Source organism: Janthinobacterium sp. GW822-FHT07H10 (assembly GCF_058798675.1).
On record NZ_JBXAKS010000005.1, the window covers coordinates 104,639 to 130,891 of the forward strand.

The window sequence follows — 26,253 nt, forward strand, 5'->3', positions numbered from 1 at the left end:
CCCACATTCGAGGAACCGGAATAAGCGATCGACAATGCACACTTTGAGCAAGGGCGGGGCGGTATCAGGCATCGGAATCTGGGCGGGAGGACTGCTGCTGGCACTGGCGGTGGGCGGCGCGCTGTATGCGGGGGCGGCGCGCACCGTCAACGATGATGCCGAGCAGCGTTTCGACAACCTCACGCACGGCGCCCAGCACAGCCTGGCCACGCGCGTGAAAAGCTATTCCGACCTGCTGCGCGGGCTCGAAGCCCTGTTCCGCACCAGCGACCCGCTGACGCGCCGGCAGTTCCACGACTATGTCGGCGGCCTCGATATCGCGCGCCAGTTTCCCGCCATCGAATCGGTCAACTATGCCGTGGCGGTCACGCAGGCGCAGCGCGCGGCCTTTATCGAGGCCGTGCGCCAGGACCGCAGCCTGGCGCCGGGCGGCTATCCGGCCTTCACCATCCGGCCCGCCGGCGAGCGGCCCGAATACACGGTGCTGACCTACCTGGAACCCGATTCCCTGCTGGGTGAACGCATGGGCGTCGATATCGGCGCCAATCCGCTGGTGGCGCGGGCCCTGAACCAGGCGCGCGACAGCGGCGAAATCAGCGCGTCGGGACAGGTAATCATGATCAAGGGGCCGCCCGCGCACGTGGGCCTGGGCATGCGCCTGCCCGTGTACCGCAACGGCATGCCGCAGGGCAGCGTGGCCGAGCGCCGCGCCGCCTACCAGGGGTCCGTGGGCATCGGCTTCGGCGTGGCGCAGCTCGTGCACAGCGCGCTCGAACGCAGCGCGCTCGAACCGCTGCACCTGACCCTGTACAGCGCCGCCGAAGCGCTGCCCGCCGATGGCGTGCTGCGTATCACGCCGCAGGACCGCCTGCTGTTCAACGATGACGGCGACCTGGCCGCGGCGCCGCCCCGGCCCGGCAGCGATGCCGCGTATTTCGACCAGGTGCTGCCGGTGGCCTACCAGGGCGGCCTGTGGAAAGCCCATTTCCGCGTCCGCAAGGCGGAGCTGTACAGCGGCTTCGACCGCTATTTTCCGTGGCTGGCGCTGGCCGTCGGCATGGCGGGCACCCTGCTGATCTATGGCTATATCTACACGCTGTACCGCTCGCGTCGTCGCGCGGTGGCGCAGCGCGTCCTGCTCGATACGGTGCTCGACAGCGTCGACGCCTACGTCTACATGAAGGATGCCGACCTGCGCTACCGCTACGTGAACGCGCGCACGGCGACGATCCTGGGGCGTTCCGCGGAACAGGTGATCGGCCGCCAGGATGGGGAATTGATGGTCGGCGATGCGGCTGCCGCCGCGCAGCGCACGGAACGCCAGGTCTTCGACAGCGGCGCCAAGTTCGTCGGCGAGGAGCGCTTCGTCGACGCGCAAGGCCAGGTGCACCACCTGTGGAGCGTGAAGGTGCCACTCGGCTTGCCCGGTCCCGTGACGGGGCTGATCGGCCTGTCCACCGACGTCACGGAGCTGCACCGGCTCAAGGAGCAGGCCGACGCGGCCAGCCAGGCCAAGAGCGACTTCCTGTCGAACATGAGCCATGAAATCCGCACGCCGATGAACAGCATCATCGGCATGGCGCACCTGGCCCTGAAGTCGGTGGCCGACGTGCGCCAGCGCGACTATCTGCAAAAAATCTACCATTCGGGCCAGCACCTGCTGGGCCTGATCAACGACATCCTCGATTTTTCCAAGATCGAGGCGGGCAAGCTGGAACTGGAAGTGCTGGACTTCCGCCTCGATACCTTGCTGGCGAATATCGCCAGCCAGCTGGGCGACGCGGCCGCCGTCAAGGGGCTGACCTTGCAGTTCGATATCGCGCTCGACCTGCCGCAGCGCTGGCGCGGCGATCCGCTGCGCCTGGAGCAGGTCTTGCTGAACCTGGTCAGCAACGCCATCAAGTTTTCCGACAATGCCAGCATCTTCGTGCGCGTGCGCCAGTCCGAGGAGCGCGGCAGCCACAGCATGCTGCGCTTCGAGGTGCAGGACCGCGGCATCGGCATGAACCAGGAGGAGGTGGCGCAGCTGTTCCGCTCCTTCCACCAGGCCGACCCGTCGACCACGCGCAAGTATGGCGGCAGCGGACTGGGACTGGTGATCAGCAAGCAGCTCGCTGAGCTGATGAAAGGCAAGGTGGGCGTGTACAGCCAGCCGGGCCTGGGCAGCACCTTCTGGTTCACGGCGCGCCTGGAAAAAAGCGTGCCGGCCAGCGACGACAGCATCGCCCAGGTGGAGCCGGAGGTGCTGGGCGTGATCCGCGGTGCCTCCATCCTGCTGGTGGAAGATAACGTCTTCAGCCAGCAGGTGGGCTGCGAACTGCTGGAAGACGCGGGCGCCACCGTCTGCGTGGCCGGCAATGGCCGCGAAGCGCTCGAGCTGCTGTCCCGGCAGCGCTACGACTGCGTGCTGATGGATGTGCAGATGCCGGAAATGGACGGCTTCGAGGCGACGCGCCGCATCCGCGCCGACCCGCTTTTGTCCGGCCTGCTGGTGATCGCCATGACGGCCAACGCGGGCAGCGAGGACCGCGCGCGCTGCCTCGAGGCGGGCATGGACGAATTCGTCACCAAGCCGATCGCGCCCAACCTGCTGTTCCACCTGCTGGCGAAATGGTTCCGCCTGCGTGGCGGCATCGGCCATGGACAGCTGGCGACCCGGGCGGACGGCATGGCGCCGGTCCCGCGCGCGGCGCCCGAGCGGCGCGACACGGCTATCCTCGACCTGGCCACGCTGGCCCTGACCTTCAGCAACGACAGCGTCAAGATGCGCAAGTACGCGCAGCTGTTCCTGGATACGGCGCGCGACGGCATCGCCGAAATGGAGCAGGCGATGGCGCTGCAGGACCTGGGGCGCCTGGCCGACCTGGGGCACCGCAGCAAGTCGTCGGCGCTGGCCGTGGGCGCGCATGCGTTTGCCGCGCTGTGCCAGTCGATCGAAGGCTTGCGCCGCGATGGCGGCATGGAGCAGGCGCGCGCGCTGCTGGCGGCGCTGGAGCCGGCGCTGGCACAGGTGGCCGAACAAATTTCACTGGAATTTGCCGCCAGCGACGCCCCCTGACGCGGGAGCGGCGATAATACGCGTTTTGCGCCTGCGCCACGATGGCCGCAGGCGCGCCAATTCATCGGAACAGCATGCAAACTCCCGTCACGCCCGGCCTCCTCATCCTGCACGGCAACCAGCTGGAGCAGCTGCGCGCCGCCGTCTTCCAGTGGCTGCGCAACCATCCGCTGGCGCCGCTGGAGACCGACATCTTCCTGGTGCAGTCGAATGGCGTGGCCGAATGGCTGAAGATCGCGCTGGCCGAGGAGATGGGCGTGTGCGCCGCCACGCGCATCGCGCTGCCGGCGCGCCTGCTGTGGGAAAGCTACCGGGGCATGCTGGGCCGCGAACGCGTGCCGCGCGTGTCGCCGTTCGACAAGTCGCCGCTGACGTGGCGCCTGATGCGGCTTCTGCCGTCGCTGCTGGCCGATCCCGTCTTTGCGCCGCTGCGCTACTTTCTGGCCGATGGCGACGCCGAACGCCGGCTGCAGCTGGCCGAGCGCCTGGCCGACCTGTTCGATCAGTACCAGGTCTACCGTGCCGACTGGCTGGCCGACTGGACGGCGGGACGTGACCTGCTACGCACGGCGCGCGGCGAGTCCATCGCGCTCAGGGAAGACCAGCGCTGGCAGGCGCAGTTGTGGCGCGCCGTGGGCCTCGATGTCGACGCGGCCGAGCGCGACACGGGCCGCGCCGACATCCATGACGCCTTCCTGGCGGCGATTGCCGCCGGCGAGGAAGCGGTCGGCAAGCTGCCGCGCCGCGTGGTGCTGTTCGGCGTGTCGGCCCTGCCGTATCAAACCCTGCAGGCGCTGGCCGCGCTGGCGCGCCACACGCAGGTGGTGCTGGCCGTGCCCAATCCGTGCCAGTTCTACTGGGGCGACATCATCGACGGGCGCGACTTGCTGCGCGCGCAAAACAAGCGCCAGCGCCAGCGCAACGGCACCGACCTGGCCGAGATTCCGCTCGAAGAACTGCATGCGCACAGCCATCCGCTGCTGGCCAGCTGGGGCAGGCAGGGGCGCGACTTCATCCGCATGCTCGATGAATTCGACGAGCATGCGCAAGCCGAAGGGCGCGACGACAGCCTGCGCATCGACCTGTTCGGCGAGGAAACGGGCGAGACCCTGCTGCAGCAGGTGCAGGTGGCCATCCGCGAACTGCGCCCGCTGGCCGAACACGCGCAAACGCCGCCCGAGGCGGCCGACCGCTCGATCGAATTCCACGTGGCGCACAGCGTGCAGCGCGAGGTGGAGGTGCTGCACGACCAGCTGCTTGCCATGTTTGCGCATAGCGGCGAGACGGGCCTGCGCCCGCGCGACGTGGTGGTGATGGTGCCCGACATCGACACCTTCACGGCCGCCATCCACGCCGTGTTTGGCCAGTACCGGCGCAACGACGAGCGTTTTATCCCGTTCGAGATCGGCGACGTGAAGGACCGCAGCGTCAATCCGCTGCTCGTCGCGCTCGAGTGGCTGCTGCAGCTGCCGCAGCAGCGCTGCCGCCAGAGCGAGGTGCGCGACCTGCTCGACGTGCCGGCGCTGGCGGCCCGTTTCGGCCTGCAGCCGGACGACCTGGTCACCCTGGGCGCCTGGATCGAAGGGGCCGGCGTGCGCTGGGGCCTGGACCAGCATCACCGCAGCGGCCTGGGACTGGGCGCGGCCGGCGAACAGAATGCGTGGATCTTCGGCGTGCGGCGCATGCTGCTCGGCTACGCCAGCGGCGTTGGCGTCAGCTTTGGCGGCATCGAGCCGTATGCGGAAGTGGGCGGCCTCGATGCGGCGCTGGCGGGCTCGCTGGCGCAGCTGGTCGAGGCGCTGCTGCACTGGCGCGGCGTGCTGGCCGGCGCGCGCACGCCGGCCGAGTGGGGCGAGCAGGCGCGCGCGCTGCTGGCGGCCTTTTTCGACGCCGACGACGAGGGCGACCGCCTGACCCTGGCGCAGCTGGAAGGCGCCTTGCAGGGCTGGCTGGAAACCTGCGAGCACGCGGGCTTCATCGAGCCGGTGCCGCTGTCCGTGCTGCGCGTGGCGTGGCTGGGCGCGCTCGACGAACCGACCCTGAACCATCAATTCGTCTCCGGCGGCGTCACCTTCTGCACGCTGATGCCGATGCGCGCCGTGCCGTTCCGCGTCGTCTGCCTGCTGGGCATGAACGATGGCGACTTCCCGCGCCGCGCGCAGAAAGCCGATTTCGACCTGCTGGCGCTGCCGGGCATGGCGCGCCCGGGCGACCGTTCGCGCCGCGACGACGACCGCTACCTGATGCTGGAAGCCTTGCTGGCCGCGCGCGACAAGCTGTACGTCAGCTGGGTGGGGCGCAATGTGCGCGACAATTCCGAACAGCCGCCCTCCGTGCTGGTGTCGCAGCTGCGCGATTATCTGGCGGCCGGCTGGTCGCTGGACCGCCACCTGGCCAGCCTGACGACCGTGCATGCGCTGCAGCCGTTCAGCCGCCGCTATTTCGAGGCCGGCGGCCTGCTCACGTATGCGCGCGAATGGCGCGTGGCGCATGCCGACGCGCAGGCGCAGGCCGAGGCGCTGCCGCTGGGGCCCTACGAACTCGATCCCGGCACGCGCCTGAAACTGGGCGAGCTGGCCAGCTTCCTGCGCCAGCCCGTCAAGTATTTCTTCCGCCGCCGCCTCAGCGTGCATTTTGCCGATGCGGCCATGCTGGGTGAGGATGAGGAACCGTTTGGCCTGAATGCGCTCGAGCGCTATCTGCTGGAAGACACCATGCTCGACGACGCGGGCGCCGTGGAAGCGCTCGACGACGTGCGCGCCAGCCTGCAGGGCCGGGCGCAGCGCCTGGCACGCGAGGGCGTGCTGCCGATCGGCCTGATCGGGCAGCAGGTGCAGGAGCAGCTGGTCGAGGCGCTGCTGCCCGTGCGCAGCGCCTGGCTGTCGCTGCGCGCCTCGTTCCCGCTGGCGGCCGACAAGCGCGCCGTGAACCTGGCGTTCGGCGACGTGCAGATCGACGACTGGCTCGACAAATTATGCAGCAACGGGCAGGAAACGGCCTGGCTGATGCAGATTTCCTCGAAAGTGATGAACAAGGCCGGCCAGGCGCGCGGCGACAAGCTGATGCTGATGTGGCTGCGCCAGCTGGCCGCCGCCGCCCTCGGCCTTTCCGTCACCGGCTACCTGGTGGCGCGCGACGCCATCGTCTGCATGGCGCCGCTCGATGCCGCCAGTTCGCGCGCGGCGCTGGCGACCCTGCTGGCGCTATGGCGCGAAGGCATGAACCATCCGTTGCCGACGGCTTGCAAGACGGGCCTGGCGCTGGTGCAGGATGGCGACCCGCGCGCCGTCTACGATGGCGGCTTTGAAGTCTCGGGCGAACGCGAGGAACTGTGCCTGGCGCGCCTGTGGCCCGATTTTTCCGCGCTGGCGCTCGAGGAGGCGTGGCAGGACTGCACGCGCGAGCTGTATGGCCCGCTGGCCGAATGGCTGCGCGAACACATCACCCTCGACCCGATCAGCGCGCCTGTCGATGGCGCCGGAGAAGAAGCATGACGAGCCATTTGCTCAACCCCCTGGCGTTCCCGCTGCATGGCTCGCGCCTGATCGAGGCTTCGGCCGGCACGGGCAAGACCTGGACCATCGCCGCGCTGTACGTGCGCCTCGTGCTGGGGCATGGCGACAACGCTAGCCGTTTCGTGCGCCCGCTGCTGCCGGCAGATATCCTGGTGATGACGTTTACCCGCGCCGCCACGCGCGAGCTGTCGAACCGCGTGCGCGAGCGCCTGATCGAGGCGGCCGCGTATTTCCGCCACGAGCCCGGCGGCAGCGACTCCTTTCTCGATGCCTTGCTCGAGTCCTATCCGGACGAGAGCGAACGGCAAAAGGCCGCGCACCGGCTGATGCTGGCCGCCGAGACGATGGATGAGGCGGCCATTTTCACCATCGACGCCTGGTGCCAGCGCATGCTGCGCGAGCACGCGTTCGACAGCGGCAGCCTGTTCGACGAGGAGCTGGTCAGCGACGAGCAGGCCCTGTTCGAGGATGCGGCCCACGATTACTGGCGCCAGCAAGTCTATCCGCTGGCGCCGCAGGCGCTCGAGGTGCTGCTCGATTGCTGGCCCGACGTCGGCGTCCTGAAGAAAGGCGTGCGCGACCTGGCGCGCCGCGCCGGCGCCATGCGGATCGCCGACGATGAGCCGCTGTCGGCCCTGATCGCGCGCGAACAGCGGGCCCTGGCCGCGCAGCTGGCCACCTTGAAGGCGGGCTGGGTCGAACGCGCCGACCGGATGGCGGCGTGGATCAACGAGCACCGCGCCGTCAATCCCAAGTGTTTTAATGGCGTCAAGATGAAGCCGGAAAACCTGGCGAAATGGTTCGATGGCTTGCGCAAGTGGGCGCAGGATCCGCTGCTGCTGCAGCCGGCCATCACGGCCAAGGCGTGGGAGCGCCTGACGCCGTTCGGCATCGAGGATGCGTTTGCCAAGAGTTTCACGGCGCAGGTGCCCGAGTGCTTCGAACATACGGAGGCGCTGGGGATCGCCCTGGCGGCCCTGACGCCGCTGGCGCACAAGCTGCACCTGCATGCGGCGGCGGCGATTGCGCGGCGCATGGATCAATTGAAGCGCCAGTCGCGCCAGTTCGGCTTTGCCGACATGCTGCAGCGCCTGCACGACGCGCTGGCCGGCGAGAATGGCGCGGCCCTGCGCCAGCGCATCGTCGACCAGTATCCGCTGGCCATGGTCGATGAATTCCAGGATACGGCGCCGGCGCAGTACCAGATCTTCAATCTGCTGTACCGCATCGCCGACAACGATGCGTCGCTGGGCCTGTTCCTGATCGGCGACCCGAAACAGTCGATCTACGGCTTTCGCGGCGCCGACATCCAGAGCTACCTGGCGGCGCGGCGCGCGACGAACGGCCGCCACTACCAGCTGGGCACCAATTACCGTTCGACGGCGCCGCTGGTGGCGGCCGTCAACCAGCTGTTCCTGCACGCCGAGCGCGCCGAAGTGCCGGCCGGCGCCTTCCGCTACCGCAAAGGGGATGAAAATCCGCTGCCGTTCGAGGCTGTTGACGCCAAGGGCCGCGACGAGCGGCTGGTGAACGCCGGCGGTCCGCTGCCGGCCCTGCTGGCGGCCTGCGCCAGCGACGAAGCGCTGCGCGGCGACGGCTACCGCGAATATTTCGCCCAGCACTGCGCGGAACACATCGTCGCCATGCTGGGCGATCCGCAGGCGGGCTTCGCCGGCCCCGACGGTTTTACGCGCTTGCAGCCGGCCGATGTCGCCATCCTCGTGCGCGACCGCAAGGAAGCGGCGGCCATCCGCCGCGCGCTGGCGCGCCGCAGGGTCGCCAGCGTGTACCTGTCCGACAAGGATTCCGTCATCGACAGCGAGGAGGCGCAGGACGTGCTGCGCTGGCTGGCGGCGCTGGCCAACCCGCTCGACGGCGGCCTGGCGCGCGCCGCGTTTGCCACGCGCACCATCGGCTTGCCGCTGGGCGAGCTGGCGCGATTGTCCAGCGACGAGCTGGAATGGGAGCGCCGGGTCGAGCAGCTCAAAGCCCTGCATTTGATCTGGCAGCGCCAGGGCGTGCTGGCCATGCTGCGCCGCTTCATCCATGAATTGCAGCTGCCGGCCATGCTGCTGCAGCAGACGGGCGGCGAGCGGCGCTTGACGAATCTGCTGCACCTGGCTGAACTGCTGCAGTCGGCCAGCCGCCAGCTCGATGGCGAACAGGCATTGATACGCTGGCTGGCCGAGCAGATCGCCGGCGAAGGCGAGAGCGGTGACGAGCGCGTGCTGCGCCTGGAGAGCGATGCGGAACTGGTGAAGGTCATCACCGTGCACAAGTCCAAGGGCCTCGAATACCCGCTCGTGTATCTGCCGTTCGCCGTCACGGCACGCAAGGTGGATAAACGCAACCGCAGCTTCTTCGAGTATGCGGGCGAGGACGGCGAACGCCGCCTCGACCTGTCGCTGTCCGACGAGGCCATGGCCTTGGTGGAAGAGGCGCGCATCGAGGAAGACTTGCGCCTGCTGTACGTGGCGCTGACGCGCGCGCGCCACTTCCTGTGGCTGGGTGTGGCGGCGCTGGCGGCGCGCAAGGCAGGGGACAACACCCTGCACGAATCGGCGCTCGGCTACTTGCTGACGGGCGGCGACAGGCTGCCGACCGACCAGCTGCTGCTGCGCTGGCAGCAGGTGGCGGGCAGCTGCGACGCCATCTGCGTCGGGTCGTTGGCGCAGCCCGACGCCTGTACGGTGCTCGACCGCGTCGAGCGGCGTCCCGAATTGCGCCCGGCGCCCGTGTTTGCGGGGGAGTTCGAGCGCGACTGGTCGGTGGGCAGCTTTACCTCGCTGACGCGCCAGATCGGCGCCGTGGCCAGCGTGCACGTGCCGCAGCGGGCGCTGGAAGAGACCCTGCTGGAAGATGGCACGGGCGTGGCCGCCGTGCCGTCGCTGCAAACGGGCGACGCGCCATGGCACCGTTTCCCGCGCGGTTCCGTGCCTGGCAATTTCCTGCACGAGCAGCTCGAATGGATGGGCAGCGAAGGCTTCGACTGCGTCAACGCGGCCAGTTTCGACGCGCGCCTGGCCGCGCGCTGCGAGCGGGCCGGCTGGGGCCACCGCCAGGAAGACGCCATCGCCTGGCTGCGCGAAGTGGCCGTCACGCCGCTGCCGCTGCTCGGCGCTTCGCTGTCCGAATTGGACAGCACCCTGTCGGAGATGGAGTTCTGGTTCCCCAGCGAGCACCTGTCGACCGAGGCGCTCGATAAGCTGTGCACGCGATTGCTGCTCGATGGCGCGCCGCGTCCCGTGCTGCCGCGGCGCCAGCTGCACGGCATGCTGAAAGGCTTTGCCGACCTGGTCATCGAAAGGGCGGGCCGCTACTGGGTGCTCGACTACAAGTCGAATGCGCTGGGCAGCAATGACGCCGCCTACCACACGCCGGCGCTGGCGGCCGGCATGGCGCAGCACCGCTACGATATCCAGGGCGCCATCTACATGCTGGCGCTGCACCGGCTGCTGAAAAGCCGGCTCGGCGCGGAGTATGACCCCGGCCAGCACCTGGGCGGCGCCATCTTCCTGTTCCTGCGCGGCATCGCGAATGCGGACACGCACGGCTGCTACTGGCTGGCGCCGCAGCTGGAACTGCTGGACGGCCTCGATCAACTGTTGGAAGAAACGGAACACCATGAAGCATGACGCGGCCCTGGACGCCTTGTTCACCCATTTCGACGGCGTCGCCGAGGCGGGCCACCTGCGCCGCCTGAGCGCCGCCTTTGCCCGTTTCATCGTCACCCTGGACGAAGATGCGCCCGCCGGCCCCGATATGGCCGCCGTGGGTGTGGCGTGCGTGGTGCTGTCCGAGCTGGAAGGGCGGGGCCACAGCTGTTTGATGCTGGCCGACCTGGCGAGCGAACCGTCGCAGCTGCTGGGCTGGAGCGAGGAGCTGTGGCACGCCGTGCTGGCCGTATCGGGCCCGCTGCCGGGCACTGTCGATGGCTGGTGCGCGCTGCTGGCCGCTGCGCCGCAGGTGTGGCAGGTGGGCGCCGCCGATGTGCGCCAGCCGCTGGTGCTCGATGGCGCGCGCCTGTATTTGCGCCGCTACTGGCGCGACCAGACCCTGGTGGGCGGGAAAATCGCCGCGCGCGCGCAGGATTTGGCGAATCCGCCGCTGGCGCAGGTGCGGCAATGGCTCGATATCCTGTTCGACCATCCCACCAGCGATGGCGCTCCGGACTGGCAAAAGGTGGCGTGCGCCATCGCCCTGCGCGGCAAGGTGGCCATCATCACGGGCGGCCCGGGCACGGGCAAGACGTACACCGTGGCGAGCCTTCTGACCTTGCTGTTTGCCGTCTCGCCACAGCCGGAACAGCTGCGCATCGCGCTGGCCGCGCCCACGGGCAAGGCGGCCGCGCGCCTGAAGCAGTCGATCGACAAGGCCCTGGAAGGCCTGGCGGCGAAGGCGGGCGCAGAGCTGCCCTTGCTGGAGCTGGCGCGGCGCATGGGCGCCGCGCGCACCCTGCATAGCTTGCTGGGCGCGCGTCCGGATACGCGCGCCTTCGCCCACCACGCGGGCAATCCGCTCGACGTCGACGTGCTGATCGTCGATGAAGCGTCGATGGTGCACCTGGAGATGATGGCGTCCGTGCTCGACGCCTTGCCGCCCACGGCCATTTTGATCCTGCTCGGCGACAAGGACCAGCTGGCGTCCGTGGAGGCGGGTGCCGTGCTGGGCGACTTGTGCCACGACGCGCAGGCGGGCGGCTATGCGCCCGACACCATCGCGTACGCGCTGGCGGCCAGCGGCGTGACCATACCCGCCGGTTTTGCGGGGGCGGCCGGTGCGCTGGCACAGCAGACGGTGATGCTGCGCCACAGCCACCGCTTCAGCGGCCCGATCGGCGAGCTGGCGCTGGCCGTGAATGCGGGCCAGCCCCGCGCCGCGCAAGAGTGCCTGGCGCGCGACAGCGGCGGCAAGGTGGCGTGGATCGTGCCCGCGCAGCAGGAAGACGTGCTGCGCCTGGCCCTGCGCGGACGTCCTGAGGCGCCGGGTGGCTATCAGCCCTATCTGGAATTGGTGCATGCCGGTGTAGCAGCGCATGCGCGGCATGACGACTGGGTGCGCGCCGTGCTGCACGCGTTCGAGTCGTTCCGCATCCTGTGCGCCGTGCGCGAAGGCGAGTGGGGCGTGGCGGGCCTGAACGCGGCCATCGAGCTGCGCCTGGAAAAGGAAGGCTGGATCCGCCGCAGCGAGTGGTATGTGGGCCGTCCCGTGATGGTCACGCGCAACGACTACGGCACGGGCGTGTTCAATGGCGACATCGGCCTGACCCTGCGCGACCCGGCGCGGCCCGGTTCCCTGCGCGTGTACTTCTTGGAAGGCGACAACGTGCGCAGCGTGCTGGCCACGCGCTTGCGCCATGTGGAAACGGCGTTCGCCATGACGGTGCACAAGTCACAGGGCTCGGAATTTCGCCACACGGTGCTGGTGCTGCCGCAGGAAGGCGGCGCCATGCTGGCGCGCGAGCTGGTTTACACGGGCATCACGCGCGCGCGCGAGTTCTTTACCCTCGTCTCGCCCACGCAAGCCGTGCTGTTCGACGCGATCTTGCGCCGCACGCAGCGCGCCAGCGGGCTGCGCGCATTGATAGGCTGAGCGATCCCCTGGCCGAAAACTTGACCAGGATGCAATCATGGCAGTTATATTAATGACCGAGGGTGTTGCTATGAGGTAATAAATATTGTGTATTCCAGATATTGAGTGATAATGTTCCAATTTTTTGTGTGAGAATGCTGGGGCGGGCATTCACGGCAGCATTGCCGTCTTACACCATCAAAATCACACTCAAGGAGTACACCATGTTTTCATCGTTGCGCACGCGGCTGGTGCTGATTTGCGTTGCCATCGTCGTGCTGTCCATGCTGGCCCTCTCGGTCGCCAATTACGTCACCACGCGCAGCAGCATGCTGGCCTCATCGGACCAGCAGATGCAGCAACTGCTGCAAAGCCAGTCGGCCGTGCTGGCGCAATGGGTCGATGGCAAGAAAAAGGTCATGGCCTCCGTCGTGATGTCGGCCGAGACGCCCGATCCGCTGCGCGCCTTCCAGATCGCCGAGCAGGCGGGCGACTTTGCGGAAGTGTTCATCGGCTACGCGGACAAGCGCTCGGTGTTCACCCATCCCGGACGTCCTGCCGATTTCGATCCCACGGCGCGGGCCTGGTACACGGATACCGTCAAGGCCGGCGTGCCGATGCTGACGCCGCCGTACGTGGATGCGGCCAGCCACAAGCTGGTGGTGTCGTTCACGGCGCCCGTGGGCCCCAAGGGCGTGCCGACGGGCGTGGCGGGCGCGGACGTGCTGCTCGATACCGTCATCGCGAACGTGGTGGCGATCAAGCCGACGCCGCACAGCTTTGCCTTCCTGATCGACCAGGGCGGCACCATCATCGCCCACGCCGACAAGGAACTGAGCCTGCAGCCGGTATCGAAACTCGACGCCGCGCTGTCGGCCGCGCAGATCAACCGGCTGGAAAGCGCGCGCCAGAGCGACGCCGTGCGCCTGGGCGGGCGCGACGGCAAGCTGTATGTGACGCGCGTGGCGGGCACGGACTGGCTGCTGGCCGTGGTGCTCGACCAGCAGGAAGCCATGCAAGCCTTGCAGACGATGCTGACGACGGCCACGGTGACGGCCTTGCTGCTGACGGGTGCGGCGGCGCTGCTGCTGTCGCTGCTGGTATTCAAGATGCTCAAGCGCCTGGAACTGGTGCGCGACGCGCTCGACGACATCGCCTCGGGCGAGGGCGACCTGACGCGCCGCCTCGACGCTTCCGGCGCCGATGAACTGGCGCAGATCGCCGGCGCCTTCAACCGCTTCGTCGACAAGATCGCCGTGGTGCTGGTGAAGATCCGCACGGCCAGCGAATCGGTGCGGATATCGTCGTCGGAAATCGCCGCCGGCAACCAGGACCTGTCGTCGCGCACGGAGCAGCAGGCCAGCTCGCTGGAAGAAACGGCCGCCTCGATGGAGGAACTGACCAGCACCGTCAAGCAGAATGCCGACAATGCGCGCCAGGCCAACCAGATGGCCGGTTCGGCCTCCAGCGTGGCCAGCAAGGGCGGGCAAGTGGTGGCGCAAGTGGTCGAGACCATGACTTCGATCAATGCCTCGTCGCACAAGATCGTCGACATCATCAGCGTGATCGACGGCATCGCCTTCCAGACCAACATCCTGGCCTTGAATGCGGCCGTGGAAGCGGCGCGCGCGGGCGAGCAGGGACGCGGCTTTGCCGTCGTCGCCACGGAAGTGCGCAGCCTGGCGCAGCGTTCCAGCGCCGCCGCCAAGGAAATCAAGCTGTTGATCGACGATTCCGTGAGCGCCGTCGACACGGGCAACCGGCTCGTCGGCGAAGCGGGAGCGACGATGCAGGAAATCGTCGACAGCGTGCGGCGCGTTACCGACATCATGGGCGAAATCACGGCCGCCAGCGTGGAACAGAGTTCCGGTATCGAACAGGTGAACCAGGCGATCGCGCAGATGGACCAGGTGACGCAGCAGAACGCGGCCCTGGTGGAAGAGGCGGCCGCCGCGGCGGAAAGCCTGCAAGACCAGGCCAGCACCCTGTCGCAGGTGGTCAGCGTGTTCAAGCTCGATGACGGGCCGGCGCCGGCGCAGCAGATGTCGCCGCCAGCCAGGCCCGTGGTGCGCGCGCCCGTCGCGCCGCGCCTCGCCAGCCGTCCGGCAAGGATGGCCGCCGTCAAGGCGGAGCGCAGCGAGGAGTGGGAGACTTTTTAAGTCGGGTGTCAGGCGCGCCGGGGCGCCAGGGTCGGCGCCATCTGTTTTGCCACGTCGAAGAAGGCGTTGGTGGCCGGCGTGTTCTGGCGCCGGTCGCGCACGGCCAGGCCCACCTTGCGGCTGACGGGCGGGTTCAATGGCAGGGCGACCAGCTCCGGATACTGCTCGCGCAGGCGCTGCGGCAGGGCCAGCTCGGCGACGATGGACAGGCCGTCGCCGCGGCTGACCATGTCGAGGATAGTGATCACCTGGCTGATGCGGTAGGGCACGTGCGGCTGCAGGCCCGCGTTGGCGAACAGCGGCTCGATCAGGCAGGCGCAACCCGCTTCCGACATGATGAACGGCCCTTCGCATAGCTGCGCCAGGGTGATGGTGTCGAGTTGCGCCAATGGGTGGCTGCGCGGCACCAGCGCCATCATCTGGTCTTCCACCAGCGGCGCCGTGTCGAAACGCTCGTCGGGCAGCACGACGAAGCCCACGTCGACCCTGCGCTCGCGTATCCATTGCACCACTTCATGGTCGGCGCCCTCGTCGATGCGCAGGTCGATGCCCGGATAGCGCAGGCGGAACTGCGCCGTGATGGCGGGCAGCAGATTCAGCGAGGAGGTGGGGCCGAACGAGCCGATGCGCAAGGTGCCCTGGCGCTGGCCCAGCACGTCGGCCGCCTCCTGGCGCATGGCTTCCGACAGGCCGAGGATTTCGCGCGCGCGCACCAGCAGCTGGCGGCCCACGTCCGTCAGCTCGGCCGAGGCCTGGTGGCGCACGATGAGGTCCACGCCCATCTCCTTTTCCAGCGCTTTCAGCGCATGCGAGACGGCCGACTGGCTGATGCCCAGCTGCGCGGCGGCGGCGGAAAAGCCGTGCAGTTCGGCCACCAGGGTAAAAATTTCCAGTTGCGTGAAGGTCATGGTGTGGTTTTGTTGAGCTATGAGTATTTGCTCATTATTTCATGAGTTGATATTAGTATTAATATATACGTACAGCGTCCGCTGCACAAGCGACATCATAGGACTTTCCATGCGCACTACCGCCGTACCGTCAGCCGCCTTGCCTTCCGTGCAATCGCCGCTCGTCTACCTCAAACTGATTTTCGTCGCCCTGTTCTGGGGCGGCACCTTTATCGCGGGCCGCGTGCTGGCGCAGCAGATGCCGCCGATGACGGCAGCCAGCGGACGCTTCGGCGTCGCCGTGCTGCTGCTGGTCGTGCTGGCATGGAAACTCGAAGGGGGCTTGCCGCGCCTGGACCGCAAGCAGCTGGCGACGACGGCGGCGCTGGGCCTGACGGGCATCTTCCTGTATAACCTGTGCTTCCTGGCGGCGCTGTCGCGCATGCCGGCCGGCCGCACGGCCCTGTTCGTGGCCCTGAACCCCATCGTCACGGCGCTGGCCTCGGCCATGCTGTTCCGCGAACGGCTCGGTTCCTTCAAGTGGCTGGGCATCATGCTGGCATTCTGCGGCACGGCCATCGTCATCACGCGCGGCGATATCGCCGGCGTGCTGCACGGCACGGGCGGCGGCATCGGCGCCGGCGAGGTCTTCATGTTTTGCGGCATCTCCAGCTGGGCCGCCTACACCCTGATCGGCCGGGTCGCGCTGAAGGGCCTGAGCCCGATCGCCGCCACCACGTATGCATCGATGTGGGGCCTGGCTTTCCTGCTGGTGGGCGCTGCCGTGGAATTTCCGGGCGTGCCGTGGCGCAGCTTCGGCTGGCAAGTGTGGGCCGCCATCGGCTACCTGGGCGTGTTCGGCACGGTGATCGGCTTTGTCTGGTATTACGAGGGCGTCAAGGCGCTGGGCCCGTCGCGCACGGCCGTCTTCAACAACCTCGTGCCCGTGTTCGGCATCGTGCTGGCGGCGGCGCTGCTGGGCGAACCCGTGCTGGCCTCGATGCTGGTGGGCGGCGCGGTGACGATAGCCGGCGTGGTGATGACCAACCGGCAAGCGAAATAAGTATTTTTCCGGTATGAAAGCACGCCTGAAAAACGTTCAGGGCAAGGCGCAGTGCCGCAGGCAGTACGACTAGTACGGCCAGGCACTGCAACGCCGCCATGGGCGTTTTCTCAGCCGTGCTTAACGTGCGCGGCGGCGCTTCGATGGCTTCGCCGGCGCCTTCTTGTGCCGGCTGACGGAGGCGCGCATCACCTTTGGCTCTTCGATGCCGTTCTCGGCCGCCAGCATGCGGCGGATATTGACGGCGTCCATGGCGCGCACGGAATTGGCGCGCGCGTTGAGCAGGATCATGGTGGCGAACTTGCCGGCCGACTTGATGCGCATGATCAGGCAGCGTCCCGCCTCATTCGTGTAGCCCGTCTTCGACAAGCCGATATCCCAGCCCTTGGCACCCACCAGGCGGTTCGTGTTGTGGTATTCCACGTCGCGGCCCTTGATCTGGATCACGTCCTTCGAATCGGTGGTGATGCGGCTGATTTCCGGGTAGCGCGAGGCGGCCACGGCCATCTTGACGAGGTCGGCCGCCGTCGACTGGTTGTTCGGCGACAGGCCCGTCGGCTCTTCGATCACGGTCTGGTGCATGCCCAGCGCCTTGATCTTGGCGTTGACGGCCACGGCGAACGCGGTCGGGCCGCCGGGAAAGGTGCGCGCCAGCGAGGCGGCGGCGCGGTTGTCGGACGACATCAGCGCCAGTTGCAGCACGTCGTGCCGGCTCAGCGTGGCGCCCACGGGCACGCGCGAGGTGCTGTGTTTCAGCGTATCGACGTCTTCGCGGTCGATGCTGATCTCTTCCTGCATATTGGCCTTGGAATCGAGCACGACCATGGCTGTCATGAGTTTGGTCAGCGAGGCGATGGGCACCACCACGTTGGAATTTTTTTCAAGCAAGACTTTACCTGTGCCGTCTTCGACCACCAGTATCGACTGGGAACCGAAAGGCACGGCGATGGCCGCTGTCGAAAGCGTCATCAGCACCGCGGCGAACATTTTTTTGAGCATGGGATCGTATGTGGGAAAGCAGTTTTGGGGCGCCACCGTGGGCGCTGCGCGCAAAGCCGGGACAGGGCCGCGAGGGAACGCGGCATGTATCTCGGAGGCAATATTTGCCAAGTGTAGACAATACCATTAAAGATCAAGCGATGTCTACGGTACAGGCGCGCCACAGGCGGCGTTGCGGCCAATTTGGCAAATAAAAGCGCTTATTCTTGCCGGAGTGAAAATTGTTACGCAATTATTGATTTCGCTATGGAAACTTCGTATTATTTCAGCAATATTGGCCGGCACGTCCCCGATGCGCGCCGCGCGCTTCGTCGTTGATGCCTGCCGCTTCGTGTTTCGTCGCCCGACGCTGTGCCCTGGAAACGGCGCGCCGTAGACTGCGTTCATGCCTGATTAACGCGACTGGGAGAACGCAGCATGTGGAAAAAATTTGCTGGATGGTATCGCTGTTACGACGATGAAACCCTCAGGGTACTCGCGCATCCGGATACGGCGGCCCAGCTGCCGCCTGGCTGGCGGCGCTGGGTGGCCTTGCGGCTGGTTACCCTGACGCCGATCGAGCGCCAGCAATTCCATGCCTTCATGCTCAAGTACCGGGGCGCCGGCTTTTACCTGGCGGCGGCCAGGCTGGTGCTGCTGTTCAGCCTGATCGGCGTCGCGCTGCACCTGCTGCTGCCCGACAGGGTAGGCTGGGCCAAGGCCGTGGTGCTCAGCAATGTCCTCGGTCTGGCGATGGCGTGGGGCGTGCTGGGCGTCTGGTTCAATTACCGCAAGCTGGCGCAACAGAAGCTCAAGGCGCTGTTGCTGCTGGTCTTGCCCGCCGTGGCCGGCGTCGGCATCGGCATCCTGCGCTCTATGCTGGAGGGCAACAGTTCCGTCGGCGCGGCGCTCGAGCGCGGCGCGCGCGTGGGCGCCTGGGCCGCGCTCGTTTCCGGCCTCGTGTATCTGGTGCCCGTCATGATCGTCGTCGTCTGGCGCAACAGGGAGTACGAGGCGCTGGCCCTGCAGCTGCAGCAGGATGCCGAGCGCGACCGCCTGGCGCGCGAATTGAGCGAATCGCAGCTGCGGCTGCTGCGGGCGCAGATCGAACCGCATTTCCTGTTCAATACCCTGGGCGCCGTGCAGCAGCTGGCCGAGCAGGGAGCCCAGGGTGCGGCGCAGGCGGCCGCGCTGACGGCCAACCTGATCGCCTTCCTGCGCGCCAGCCTGGCCGAGATGCGCGCCGACCAGGTGCCGCTGCAAACGGAATTCGACGTGGTGCAAGCCTACCTGCAAGTGATGCAGGTGCGCATGGGCGCGCGCCTGTCCTTCCGGCTCGACTTGCCGCCCGGCCTGGCGCGGACGCCGGTGCCCAGCATGATCTTGCTGACGCTGGTGGAAAACGCCATCAAGCATGGCATCGAACCGTCGCTGCGCGGCGGCGAGATCGCCGTCTCGGCCGTGCTGGACGCGGATGGCGCCATGCGCCTGCGCGTGCGGGATACGGGCGTGGGCCTGGGCGCGGGCGGCGTGCCCGGCGGCGGCCTGGGCCTGGAGAATGTGCGCGGCCGGCTGCGGCTGGCCACGGCCGCCGCCAGCCTGCAGGTGCGCGATGGGGACGAGGGCGGGGTGGTGGCCGAGATTGTGTTGCCGATCAATGTCATGACGAAAGAGCTGGCCGCATGAACGCCACCATCCTGATCGCCGAAGACGAGCCGCTGATGCGCGAGCGCCTGCAAGCCATGCTGGCGCTGGCCTGGCCCGAGGCGCGCATCGTGCTGGTGGCGGAAAACGGCAACGATGCCTGGGACGGCTTCCTCGAGCATGAACCGCAGGTGGTGTTCCTCGACATCCGCATGCCCGGCCTGTCGGGCCTGGAAGTGGCCGAGCGCATCGGCACGCGGGCGCACGTGGTGTTTGTCACCGCGTATGACCAGTATGCCGTCGACGCGTTCGACGCGGGCGCCGTCGATTACCTGCTGAAACCGGTGCAGGGCGAACGGCTGGCGCGCGCGCTGTCCCGCCTGCGCGACAAGCTCGACGCGCAGCCGGCCGACATGGCCAGCCTGCTGCACTCGCTGCGCGCGGCGCTGCCGGCGCCGCCGCGCGAAAAACTGAAATGGATCAAGGCCAGCGTGGGCAAGCAGATCCGCTTGATCGACGTCAATGACGTGCTGTTCTTCCAGGCCGATACCAAGTACACGCGCGTCGTGCTGGCCGGCGCGGAAGCGCTGGTGCGCACGCCGCTGAAGGATTTACTGGGCGGGCTTGATCCTGAGCAATTCTGGCAAATCCACCGCGGCACCATGGTCAATGTCAGCGCCATCCTGGCGGCCGAACGCATCGACGCCGAGCGCATGCAGGTGCTGCTGCGGGGCAGCACGGAAAAACTGCCCGTCAGCCGGACCTTTACGTATTTGTTCAGGGATTGATATGATGGCAATGTTTTTAATCTGCCACTGAATGGGAATCTCATGAACATGTTTCGCCGCTGCTTCGCCACCGTCCTCCTCGCGCTGTTTTCCTGCACTGCCGCCAGCGCGGCACAGGCGCAGGCCAAGGCGGAAAAAGTCGTCTATCACGTCAATGACGCCAGCAATGCCACGGCTGCGCTGAGGAATATCCGCAATCACCTGGACGCCAGTCCGCAGGCGACCATCGTGCTCGTCGCGCATGGCCCCGGCATCGACTTCCTGCTCGATGGCGCCATCGCCAAGGATGGGACGCCGTACGACGTCGCGGTGCGCGAGCTGGCGCGGCGCGGCGTGGGATTTCGTGTCTGCAATAACACGCTCGAAGGCCGCAAGATCGACCGCCAGCGCGTCTTGCCCGAAGCCGTCATCGTGCCGTCGGGCGTGGCCGAGGTGACCCGCCTGCAGGCGCAGGAAGGGTATGTGTATATCAAGCCGTAAGACAAAAAAACCGCGCCGCCGCCAGGATGGCGGGGCGCGGCGCATGGGGAGATGGCGCTTACTGGATCTTGGCGATCGACACTTCCGTCGATTTCACGAGCGCGATGACTTCGCTGCCCACTTTCAGGTCCAGGTCCTTGATCGAGCGCGAGGTGATCACCGAGGTGACGATGCCGTGCGGCGTTTCCACGTCCACCTCGGACACCACGGGGCCGAAGATGATTTCCTTGATCTTGCCGCGGAACTGGTTGCGTACGTTCACTTCCGAGATAGCCATGATGTTTCCTTTATTCCCGTAATACGCCGTGCGGCGCGACATGGCCAGAGTACGGCCCGCGCGCCGTTTTGACCACGAATCGATGCGCATATCGTTATGCGCAAAGCGTGCGCCAGCGCTGACGCAAACATATTATTCGCCTATACTGGACGCTTACCAACGGGAGTTCCTCCATGCGCATCCTGCTGCCGCTGCTGCTGTTATCCTCGTCCGCCGTGCAGGCGCAAGCCGTCGCGGCGCTGCAGCCGATGGCCTTCCTGGCCGGGCATTGCTGGAAGGGCGAGTTCCCTGGCGGCAGGCAAACGGATGAGCACTGTTTCCAGTGGCTATATGGCGGCAAGATGCTGCGCGACGTGCACACGGTGCGCAGCCCCGGCAAGCCCGATTACGTGGGCGAAACCACGTATTACCACGACGCCGCGGCGAACCAGGTGGCTTTCCTGTACGTGGAAAACAGCGGCGGCTACAGCCGTGGCACGATGCTGCCGGCCGATGGTGGCCTCGACTTTCCCGCCACGCAGTACGTGGGCGCCAGCGGCGAGGCCCTGACGTACCGCGCGCGCTGGACGCCGTCGGGCGACGCCTACGAGGCGCACAGCGAAATCCAGTCGGGCGAGCGCTGGCTGCCGCAATTTAAGCTGCTGCTGAAGAAACAGTGACGGCGTGGTGGCAATAAAAAAACCGGGACATGTCCCGGTTTTTTGTTTTGGCGCAAACTTACTTCTGATAAATCTTGTCGAATTCGCCGCCATCGTCAAAGTGTTTCTTTTGCGCCTGTTTCCAGCCGCCAAACACATCGTCGACCGTGAACAGGGTGATCGGCTTGAAGCTGGCCGCGTATTTCTTCGCGACCGCGGCCGAACGCGGGCGCAGGAAGTGCTTCGCGGCCCATTCCTGGCCCGGTTCCGAGTACAGGTATTGCAGGTAGGCCGTGGCTTCCTTGCGGATGCCGCGGCGGTCGACCACCTTGTCGACGACGGCCACCGGCGACTCGGCCAGGATGGAGATGCTTGGATACACGACTTCGAAGTTGTCGCCGAATTCCTTGCGCACCAGTTGCACTTCATTTTCAAACGTCACCAGCACGTCGCCGATTTCGCGCTGCGTGAAGGTGGTGGTGGCGCCGCGGCCGCCGCCGTCGAGCACGGGCACGTTCTTGAACAGCTTGGTGACGAGGTCGCGCGCCTGCGCTTCAGTGCCGCCTTTTTTCACGGCATAGCCCCACGCGGCCAGGTAGGTGTAGCGGCCATTGCCCGAGGTTTTCGGGTTGGGCACGATGACCTTGATGCCGGGCTTGGCCAGGTCGTCCCAATCCTTGATCTGTTTCGGGTTGCCTTTGCGCACCAGGTACACCATGGTCGAATAGAACGGCGCCGCGTTATTCGGGAATTTTTTTGCCCAATCGGCCACCACGAGGCCGCGGTCGGCCAGCAGATCGATGTCGTTGGCCTGGTTCATGGTCACGACGGACGCTTCCAGGCCATCGGCGACGGAGCGCGCCTGCTTGCTGGAGCCGCCGTGCGATTGCTTGATGGTGATGGTTTCGCCCGTTTTCTTTTGCCATTCAGCAATAAATGCGGGATTCACGTCCTTGAACAGTTCGCGCATGACGTCATACGAGACATTCAGCAAGACCACCGGTTCGGCCGCGCTGGCGGACATCGGCAGGCTCATGGCGGCAGCGGAGGCGGCCAGGGCGCTGGCCAGGAACCAGCGGCGCGAGCGTTGGCTGAGCGTCGATACGGTCGTCGATACGGCGTTGGTATGGGTCATGTTGAACTCTTGTTGTGAGAATAGATAGACATAGTCTAAAATTCCGGCCGGAAAAGAAACGAATTTTTCGTAATATGCTTAGATCCGATTCCCGTTTCCTCTAAAAAACAGATATCGTTTTTTGGAAACATTCGTGGGCAAGATGCGTGGCAGGGCCTAGAGTTTATCCCGGCAGGGGGCGTATTCATCTACGGGGATGGGCGCTGATCTGCAACGCCATGCCATGGGTAAAACCGACCCGTGGCGTGGCGCGAAAAAACCCGAAAGCGCCGCTTGGTGTATAGTCGAATTGCGCGCTACAGGGTGAAAACCGCCTGTATCGGCAACTGGAATATTTTGTGAGCGTACATGAGTCTTGAAATTCGTATTGCAACATCGACTGACGCATTCGAAGCGTGCAATGTATTACGACGCTCGATCGTCGAATGCTGCAGCCTCGATCATCGCGATGATCCGGCCATCCTGGAAGCCTGGCTGGGCAATAAAACACCGCAGATGGTGGCGTGCTGGTTTGCCTCGCCCACCAATTTTTCGCTGGTCGCCGTCGACCGGGGCGCCGTCGTCGGCGTCGGCCTGCTGACGCGCGCCGGCAAGCTGGCCCTGTGCTACCTGCTGCCCGAGGCGCAAGGCCGGGGCGCGGGCAAGGCCCTCGTGGAACGCCTGGAAGAGCAGGCCCGGGAGTGGGGCATCAAGGCCCTGCAGCTGCACAGCACGGCCAGCAGCCAGGCCTTTTTCGTCAAGCAGGGCTATGTCGAGGCGGGCAATGTGCGCTCGCCGTATGGCGTGGAAACCATTTTTTGCTGGAAACAGATCGACCCGGCCGGCCTGGCCAGCGGCGATCCCAAGCGCAAGCGCTTTTGCAACTGCAACTCGGCCTGACGGCCATTCCCCTCAGCCCGCCCATCCGGCGGCGGGCCTTTTCCTCCGTTTGAGCATCTCCCTCACAATTTCCCTTCAGTAACTGATCTGGATATACACGCCTTGCGGCACCGTCTCGCTCGCCTGCAGCAGGGTGCCGCCGGCAAACAGTTTCAATTCGCCGGGCGCAAACGCCACCCAGTCCTCGTTTTCCGTCAGCGGATGCGTGGCGATGACGGCGATGCGGTCGTCGAGATGGTTGTGCTGGCGAAAGTCGATGCTGCGCTCGCAGTCGATCAGTTGCGCCACGGAAAATGGGTATTCGCGGATCACGTAGTGCAGATGCGTGGAGCAGTGGGCGAAGAGCACCTCGCCATCGGAGAGGATGAAATTGAAGCTGCCATGCGCGGCGATCTCCGTGGCGACCTCGGCGATGGCGGCGCGCAGGAGGCCGCGCGCCGGTTCGCCGCCGGGAAAGCGCGCGCGCAGGCTGGCCAGCAAGTGGCAGAACGCCTGTTCGCTGTCCGTGTCGCCGCTGGCGCGGTAATGCGCATTGGCGGGCGCGGCCCACGTCTTCAAGTCGCCGTTATGGGCGAAGGACCAGGTCTTGCCCCACAGCTCGCGGGCGAACGGGTGCGTGTTTTCCGGCGCGATGCGGCCCTGCGTGGCCTTGCGGATGTGCGCGACGATGTTCTTCGCCTTGACGGGATGCTGCTGCACCGTGGCCGCCAGCGGCGAATCGATGGCGGCCAGGTGGTCCGTCAGCAGGGTGCAGCCGCTACTGGAATGATAGGCGATGCCCCAGCCGTCGCGGTGCTCGTCCGTGCGTCCGCCCCGTTCGGCGAAGCCGGCGAATGAAAAACCCAGCGCGGCGGGCTTGCTGCTGTTCATAGCGAGTAACTGGCACATGGCGGCCCTTCCTGATGATATCGGTACACGGCAACAGTAAAGCCTGGACCAGGGGGCGGGAAGGAATGTTTCTGACTATCGTTATGCGCCGGCCGTTGTCTTTCCCTTATGCGCTGGGCGCATATCAAACGGCGAAACCATTCGTTCTCCTGCGATTCGCCTTGCCTTAGTCTGCACACTTTGGCACCGCCGTCCCCATGAGGGGCTTTGGTGCAGCCCGATGAAGGAGCCCTCCATGCCGTTTCCCGTCCTGAAAAACTACCTGGCCCGCCTGTCGCACCAAACCCAGGCCGGCACCAGCGTCTGGCTCGATGACGAGGGCAGGGCGCTGGGGCGCTTCTTCAATTGCACCATGACGAGCGCCTTCCAGCCGCTGCGCGAACTGGAAAGCGGCAAGCTGGTGGCCTTCGAAGGCCTGGCGCGCAGCGTCTCCAGGGCCGATGAGGGCCTGTCGCTGTGGCGTTTGCTCGACCACGCGGCCAGCGACGATGAATCCGTGGAGCTGGACCGCCTGTGCCGCATGCTGCACGCCATCAATTTCTTCCGCCAGCCGGAAGCGGAACAGTCGGACCTGTACCTGAACGTGCATGACCGCCTGCTGAGCGCCGTCAGCAGCAACCATGGCCACGCCTTCCAGCGCATCCTCGACGCGCTGGGCTTGCCGATCGAGCGCATCGTGCTGCAATTGCCGGCCGTTACGCCGAACCAGGGCTGGCTGCTCAATTACGTGGCCGACAACTACCGCCGCAACGGTTTCCGCCTGGCCATCAACGTGGCCAGCGTGCACGAGGCCACGGGCATGCTGGAGCGCCTGCATCCGCACGCCTTCAAGCTCGACGCGGGCAACCTCAGCGACGAGGACGCGGCCGCCAATTTCGTCACCCTGTGCCATGCGGCCAAGATACGCGTCGTCTTCAAGCGCCTCGACACGCCGGCCGCGCTGGCCGCGCTGCAGCGCATCGCCGCAGCCACGGGCTTGCCCATCGTGGCCCAGGGCTATTTGCTGGACAAGCCCCTGACGGCGCTGGCACAGGCAAAAGGGGCGATCGCGCCCGTCGCTTTTGCCGCCTGAGGCGCCATGGGCCGCAATCAGGCCCGTACGATAGGCATTGAGGGTTTTTCTTCGCAGCACAATACGCTATAGTATTCGTATCGTTATATTGGAATGACTATGGCATCGCGCAGAAATTTTCTACACCACGGTATGAGCTTGGCCGCGTTGGGCCTGGTTGCCACTCCCCTCATCGGCTGCGCCTCGCGCACGGCCGCTCCCGCCTCGGCCACGGCCAGCGCCAAGCCGCGCGCCCCGCGCACGGGCGTGCCGCCGCAGCCGACGCAGCTGGCCAGCATCGACCGCTCCGTCACCTCGCAGACGCGCCAGCCCATCACGGAGCTGGAACCGCCACCCGACATCTTCGACGCGCAGGCCTTGGACCTGGAATTCTGGCTCAAGCCGCGCACGCTGGAAGTGGTGCGCCCGGCCAGCAATGAAAAGGCGAAACTGCTGTACTGGAAAGATGGCGAGGTCATCGATTCAGCCTATCAGGAGCTGTGCCATCTGCTGCGCGACGTCAACGGCAAGAAGACGGCGCCGATCGACCCGAAACTGCTGGAAACCCTGTGGGGCACGCAAGCGTTCGTGGCCCGCTACGGCATCGAGCAGCCGCTGGAGATTTTGTCGGGCTACCGCACGGCCGAGTCGAACAGCCGGCTGCGCGAAGCGGGCGTGCCGGCCGCGCGCCAGTCGCTGCACATCTCGGGCCGTGCCGCCGACATCCGCGTGGCCAACCTGAACGCGGAAGTGCTCGGTTCGCTCGTGCGCAGCTTCAAGCAGGGCGGCGTGGGCTTCTATTACCGTTCCGGCCCCCGTGGCGGCTGGATCCATGCCGATACGGGGCTGCAGCGCACCTGGAAAGGCTAAGCGCCAGGCCCAACCGCGCGCGGCGCGCTGCGCGGCCTGCGATGGCCACTGCAGCCGTGCCCTGGTACGACTGCAGTCCTGCCCGCAAGTCGCTGCCGCCCACGACGATGCCACGACGATGTTGTCAGGCGCTTGCTCGCTAATCGTAGTGGTAGGGCGGCTCCGGCACGCTATCGTTGCCGGCGCGCCGCCATGCGTCGAAATTCACGGGGCGCTCCCAGAAGATGCGCCAGCCCCGGCGCTGGCTGGCCTGCACCTCGGGATGCGCTTGCAGATAGCCATCGATAAAGCGGGTAAAGTCCGATACATAGCCGCCGCGGCGGTAGGTGAGTGCATGATGCATGGCTGCTCCTGTGCTTGTCCTTGCTGTTT

The 26,253-nt window shown here is 66.4% G+C and carries 19 protein-coding genes; 13 read left to right on the forward strand and 6 right to left on the reverse strand.

The annotated features are described in order from the left end of the window. Positions 1–34 precede the first annotated feature (34 nt). From AC1RDJ_RS13725 to AC1RDJ_RS13745, 5 genes are all read left to right on the forward strand, one after another. Complete coding sequence (locus AC1RDJ_RS13725; RefSeq protein WP_493027726.1) at positions 35–3,058, forward strand: CHASE domain-containing protein; 3,024 nt, start codon at positions 35–37, stop codon at positions 3,056–3,058. Between the two features lie 74 nt (positions 3,059–3,132). Then, complete coding sequence (gene recC, locus AC1RDJ_RS13730) at positions 3,133–6,552, forward strand: exodeoxyribonuclease V subunit gamma (RefSeq protein ID WP_493027727.1); 3,420 nt, start codon at positions 3,133–3,135, stop codon at positions 6,550–6,552. Then, positions 6,549–10,208, forward strand: a complete 3,660-nt coding sequence (gene recB, locus AC1RDJ_RS13735; protein ID WP_493027728.1) for an exodeoxyribonuclease V subunit beta — start codon at positions 6,549–6,551, stop codon at positions 10,206–10,208. Before recC ends, recB begins: the two co-directional genes overlap by 4 nt. Beyond that, positions 10,198–12,165 carry an exodeoxyribonuclease V subunit alpha gene (gene recD, locus AC1RDJ_RS13740; protein WP_493027731.1) on the forward strand — a complete coding sequence of 656 codons (1,968 nt, stop codon included), beginning with the start codon at positions 10,198–10,200 and terminating at the stop codon, positions 12,163–12,165. The genes recB and recD overlap by 11 nt, the downstream gene beginning before the upstream one ends. Before the next feature lie 203 nt (positions 12,166–12,368). Beyond that, positions 12,369–14,303 (forward strand): methyl-accepting chemotaxis protein, encoded by a 1,935-nt coding sequence (locus AC1RDJ_RS13745; protein WP_493027732.1) that lies wholly within the window; start codon positions 12,369–12,371, stop codon positions 14,301–14,303. Positions 14,304–14,311: 8 nt separating this feature from the next. On the opposite strand, the gene AC1RDJ_RS13750 is transcribed toward AC1RDJ_RS13745, so the two are convergent. Then, positions 14,312–15,211, reverse strand: a complete 900-nt coding sequence (locus AC1RDJ_RS13750) for a LysR family transcriptional regulator (RefSeq protein ID WP_071324136.1) — start codon at positions 15,209–15,211, stop codon at positions 14,312–14,314. Positions 15,212–15,320: 109 nt separating this feature from the next. Here AC1RDJ_RS13750 and AC1RDJ_RS13755 point away from each other — a divergent pair, with 109 nt between their 5' ends. Beyond that, positions 15,321–16,253 (forward strand): DMT family transporter, encoded by a 933-nt coding sequence (locus tag AC1RDJ_RS13755; RefSeq protein ID WP_071324135.1) that lies wholly within the window; start codon positions 15,321–15,323, stop codon positions 16,251–16,253. A 120-nt stretch (positions 16,254–16,373) separates the two neighbouring features. On the opposite strand, the gene AC1RDJ_RS13760 is transcribed toward AC1RDJ_RS13755, so the two are convergent. Next, entirely contained in the window at positions 16,374–17,252 is an 879-nt protein-coding gene (locus AC1RDJ_RS13760; protein WP_071324134.1) for a serine hydrolase, read from the reverse strand. A 417-nt stretch (positions 17,253–17,669) separates the two neighbouring features. On the opposite strand from AC1RDJ_RS13760, the gene AC1RDJ_RS13765 reads away from it, so the two are divergent. The 3 genes from AC1RDJ_RS13765 to AC1RDJ_RS13775 are packed head-to-tail and all read left to right on the forward strand — an operon-like array spanning position 17,670 to position 20,143. Then, positions 17,670–18,917, forward strand: a complete 1,248-nt coding sequence (locus AC1RDJ_RS13765) for a sensor histidine kinase (protein ID WP_493027733.1) — start codon at positions 17,670–17,672, stop codon at positions 18,915–18,917. Beyond that, on the forward strand, positions 18,914–19,663 hold the full coding sequence (locus AC1RDJ_RS13770) for a LytR/AlgR family response regulator transcription factor (RefSeq protein WP_493027735.1): 750 nt from the start codon (positions 18,914–18,916) through the stop codon (positions 19,661–19,663). Before AC1RDJ_RS13765 ends, AC1RDJ_RS13770 begins: the two co-directional genes overlap by 4 nt. A 42-nt stretch (positions 19,664–19,705) precedes the next feature. Beyond that, a complete protein-coding gene (locus AC1RDJ_RS13775) occupies positions 19,706–20,143 on the forward strand; it encodes a DsrE family protein (protein WP_493027737.1) in 438 nt (145 codons plus the stop codon). A 58-nt stretch (positions 20,144–20,201) separates the two neighbouring features. On the opposite strand, the gene AC1RDJ_RS13780 is transcribed toward AC1RDJ_RS13775, so the two are convergent. Then, on the reverse strand, positions 20,202–20,420 hold the full coding sequence (locus tag AC1RDJ_RS13780; RefSeq protein WP_034757699.1) for a TOBE domain-containing protein: 219 nt from the start codon (positions 20,418–20,420) through the stop codon (positions 20,202–20,204). A 173-nt stretch (positions 20,421–20,593) separates the two neighbouring features. Here AC1RDJ_RS13780 and AC1RDJ_RS13785 point away from each other — a divergent pair, with 173 nt between their 5' ends. After that, positions 20,594–21,079 carry a hypothetical protein gene (locus AC1RDJ_RS13785; RefSeq protein ID WP_493027738.1) on the forward strand — a complete coding sequence of 162 codons (486 nt, stop codon included), beginning with the start codon at positions 20,594–20,596 and terminating at the stop codon, positions 21,077–21,079. A gap of 58 nt (positions 21,080–21,137) precedes the next feature. On the opposite strand, the gene AC1RDJ_RS13790 is transcribed toward AC1RDJ_RS13785, so the two are convergent. Then, positions 21,138–22,193, reverse strand: a complete 1,056-nt coding sequence (locus tag AC1RDJ_RS13790; protein WP_071324129.1) for a sulfate ABC transporter substrate-binding protein — start codon at positions 22,191–22,193, stop codon at positions 21,138–21,140. A gap of 348 nt (positions 22,194–22,541) precedes the next feature. Between AC1RDJ_RS13790 and AC1RDJ_RS13795 the strand changes: the two genes are divergently transcribed. Then, the gene (locus AC1RDJ_RS13795) at positions 22,542–23,072 is read left to right on the forward strand and encodes a GNAT family N-acetyltransferase (RefSeq protein ID WP_071324128.1); all 531 of its coding nucleotides are present in this window, start codon (positions 22,542–22,544) and stop codon (positions 23,070–23,072) included. Positions 23,073–23,147: 75 nt separating this feature from the next. On the opposite strand, the gene AC1RDJ_RS13800 is transcribed toward AC1RDJ_RS13795, so the two are convergent. Next, positions 23,148–23,960: a class II glutamine amidotransferase gene (locus AC1RDJ_RS13800; RefSeq protein ID WP_493027739.1), complete on the reverse strand. Its 813-nt coding sequence runs from the start codon at positions 23,958–23,960 to the stop codon at positions 23,148–23,150. Between the two features lie 235 nt (positions 23,961–24,195). Here AC1RDJ_RS13800 and AC1RDJ_RS13805 point away from each other — a divergent pair, with 235 nt between their 5' ends. Together AC1RDJ_RS13805 and AC1RDJ_RS13810 are read left to right on the forward strand one after the other, a co-directional pair. Beyond that, positions 24,196–25,032: an EAL domain-containing protein gene (locus tag AC1RDJ_RS13805; RefSeq protein WP_493027740.1), complete on the forward strand. Its 837-nt coding sequence runs from the start codon at positions 24,196–24,198 to the stop codon at positions 25,030–25,032. A 132-nt stretch (positions 25,033–25,164) separates the two neighbouring features. Next, on the forward strand, positions 25,165–25,881 hold the full coding sequence (locus tag AC1RDJ_RS13810) for a YcbK family protein (RefSeq protein WP_071324125.1): 717 nt from the start codon (positions 25,165–25,167) through the stop codon (positions 25,879–25,881). A 139-nt stretch (positions 25,882–26,020) separates the two neighbouring features. Here the strand turns inward: AC1RDJ_RS13810 and AC1RDJ_RS13815 are convergent, their stop codons facing one another. Then, entirely contained in the window at positions 26,021–26,224 is a 204-nt protein-coding gene (locus tag AC1RDJ_RS13815; RefSeq protein ID WP_071324124.1) for a DUF3460 family protein, read from the reverse strand. Positions 26,225–26,253 lie beyond the last annotated feature (29 nt).

Excerpts from the sequence above, each read along its gene's own strand:
- AC1RDJ_RS13765 (WP_493027733.1), top strand. The coding sequence starts at position 17,670 with ATGTGGAAAAAATTTGCTGGATGGTATCGCTGTTACGACGATGAAACC.
- AC1RDJ_RS13745 (WP_493027732.1), top strand. The coding sequence starts at position 12,369 with ATGTTTTCATCGTTGCGCACGCGGCTGGTGCTGATTTGCGTTGCCATC.
- AC1RDJ_RS13790 (WP_071324129.1), bottom strand. The coding sequence starts at position 22,193 with ATGACCCATACCAACGCCGTATCGACGACCGTATCGACGCTCAGCCAA.
- recC (WP_493027727.1), top strand. The coding sequence starts at position 3,133 with ATGCAAACTCCCGTCACGCCCGGCCTCCTCATCCTGCACGGCAACCAG.
- AC1RDJ_RS13755 (WP_071324135.1), top strand. The coding sequence starts at position 15,321 with ATGCGCACTACCGCCGTACCGTCAGCCGCCTTGCCTTCCGTGCAATCG.
- AC1RDJ_RS13805 (WP_493027740.1), top strand. The coding sequence starts at position 24,196 with ATGCCGTTTCCCGTCCTGAAAAACTACCTGGCCCGCCTGTCGCACCAA.
- recD (WP_493027731.1), top strand. The coding sequence starts at position 10,198 with ATGAAGCATGACGCGGCCCTGGACGCCTTGTTCACCCATTTCGACGGC.
- recB (WP_493027728.1), top strand. The coding sequence starts at position 6,549 with ATGACGAGCCATTTGCTCAACCCCCTGGCGTTCCCGCTGCATGGCTCG.
- AC1RDJ_RS13775 (WP_493027737.1), top strand. The coding sequence starts at position 19,706 with ATGAACATGTTTCGCCGCTGCTTCGCCACCGTCCTCCTCGCGCTGTTT.
- AC1RDJ_RS13795 (WP_071324128.1), top strand. The coding sequence starts at position 22,542 with ATGAGTCTTGAAATTCGTATTGCAACATCGACTGACGCATTCGAAGCG.
- AC1RDJ_RS13770 (WP_493027735.1), top strand. The coding sequence starts at position 18,914 with ATGAACGCCACCATCCTGATCGCCGAAGACGAGCCGCTGATGCGCGAG.
- AC1RDJ_RS13815 (WP_071324124.1), bottom strand. The coding sequence starts at position 26,224 with ATGCATCATGCACTCACCTACCGCCGCGGCGGCTATGTATCGGACTTT.
- AC1RDJ_RS13780 (WP_034757699.1), bottom strand. The coding sequence starts at position 20,420 with ATGGCTATCTCGGAAGTGAACGTACGCAACCAGTTCCGCGGCAAGATC.
- AC1RDJ_RS13760 (WP_071324134.1), bottom strand. The coding sequence starts at position 17,252 with ATGCTCAAAAAAATGTTCGCCGCGGTGCTGATGACGCTTTCGACAGCG.
- AC1RDJ_RS13800 (WP_493027739.1), bottom strand. The coding sequence starts at position 23,960 with ATGTGCCAGTTACTCGCTATGAACAGCAGCAAGCCCGCCGCGCTGGGT.
- AC1RDJ_RS13750 (WP_071324136.1), bottom strand. The coding sequence starts at position 15,211 with ATGACCTTCACGCAACTGGAAATTTTTACCCTGGTGGCCGAACTGCAC.
- AC1RDJ_RS13810 (WP_071324125.1), top strand. The coding sequence starts at position 25,165 with ATGAGCTTGGCCGCGTTGGGCCTGGTTGCCACTCCCCTCATCGGCTGC.
- AC1RDJ_RS13785 (WP_493027738.1), top strand. The coding sequence starts at position 20,594 with ATGCGCATCCTGCTGCCGCTGCTGCTGTTATCCTCGTCCGCCGTGCAG.
- AC1RDJ_RS13725 (WP_493027726.1), top strand. The coding sequence starts at position 35 with ATGCACACTTTGAGCAAGGGCGGGGCGGTATCAGGCATCGGAATCTGG.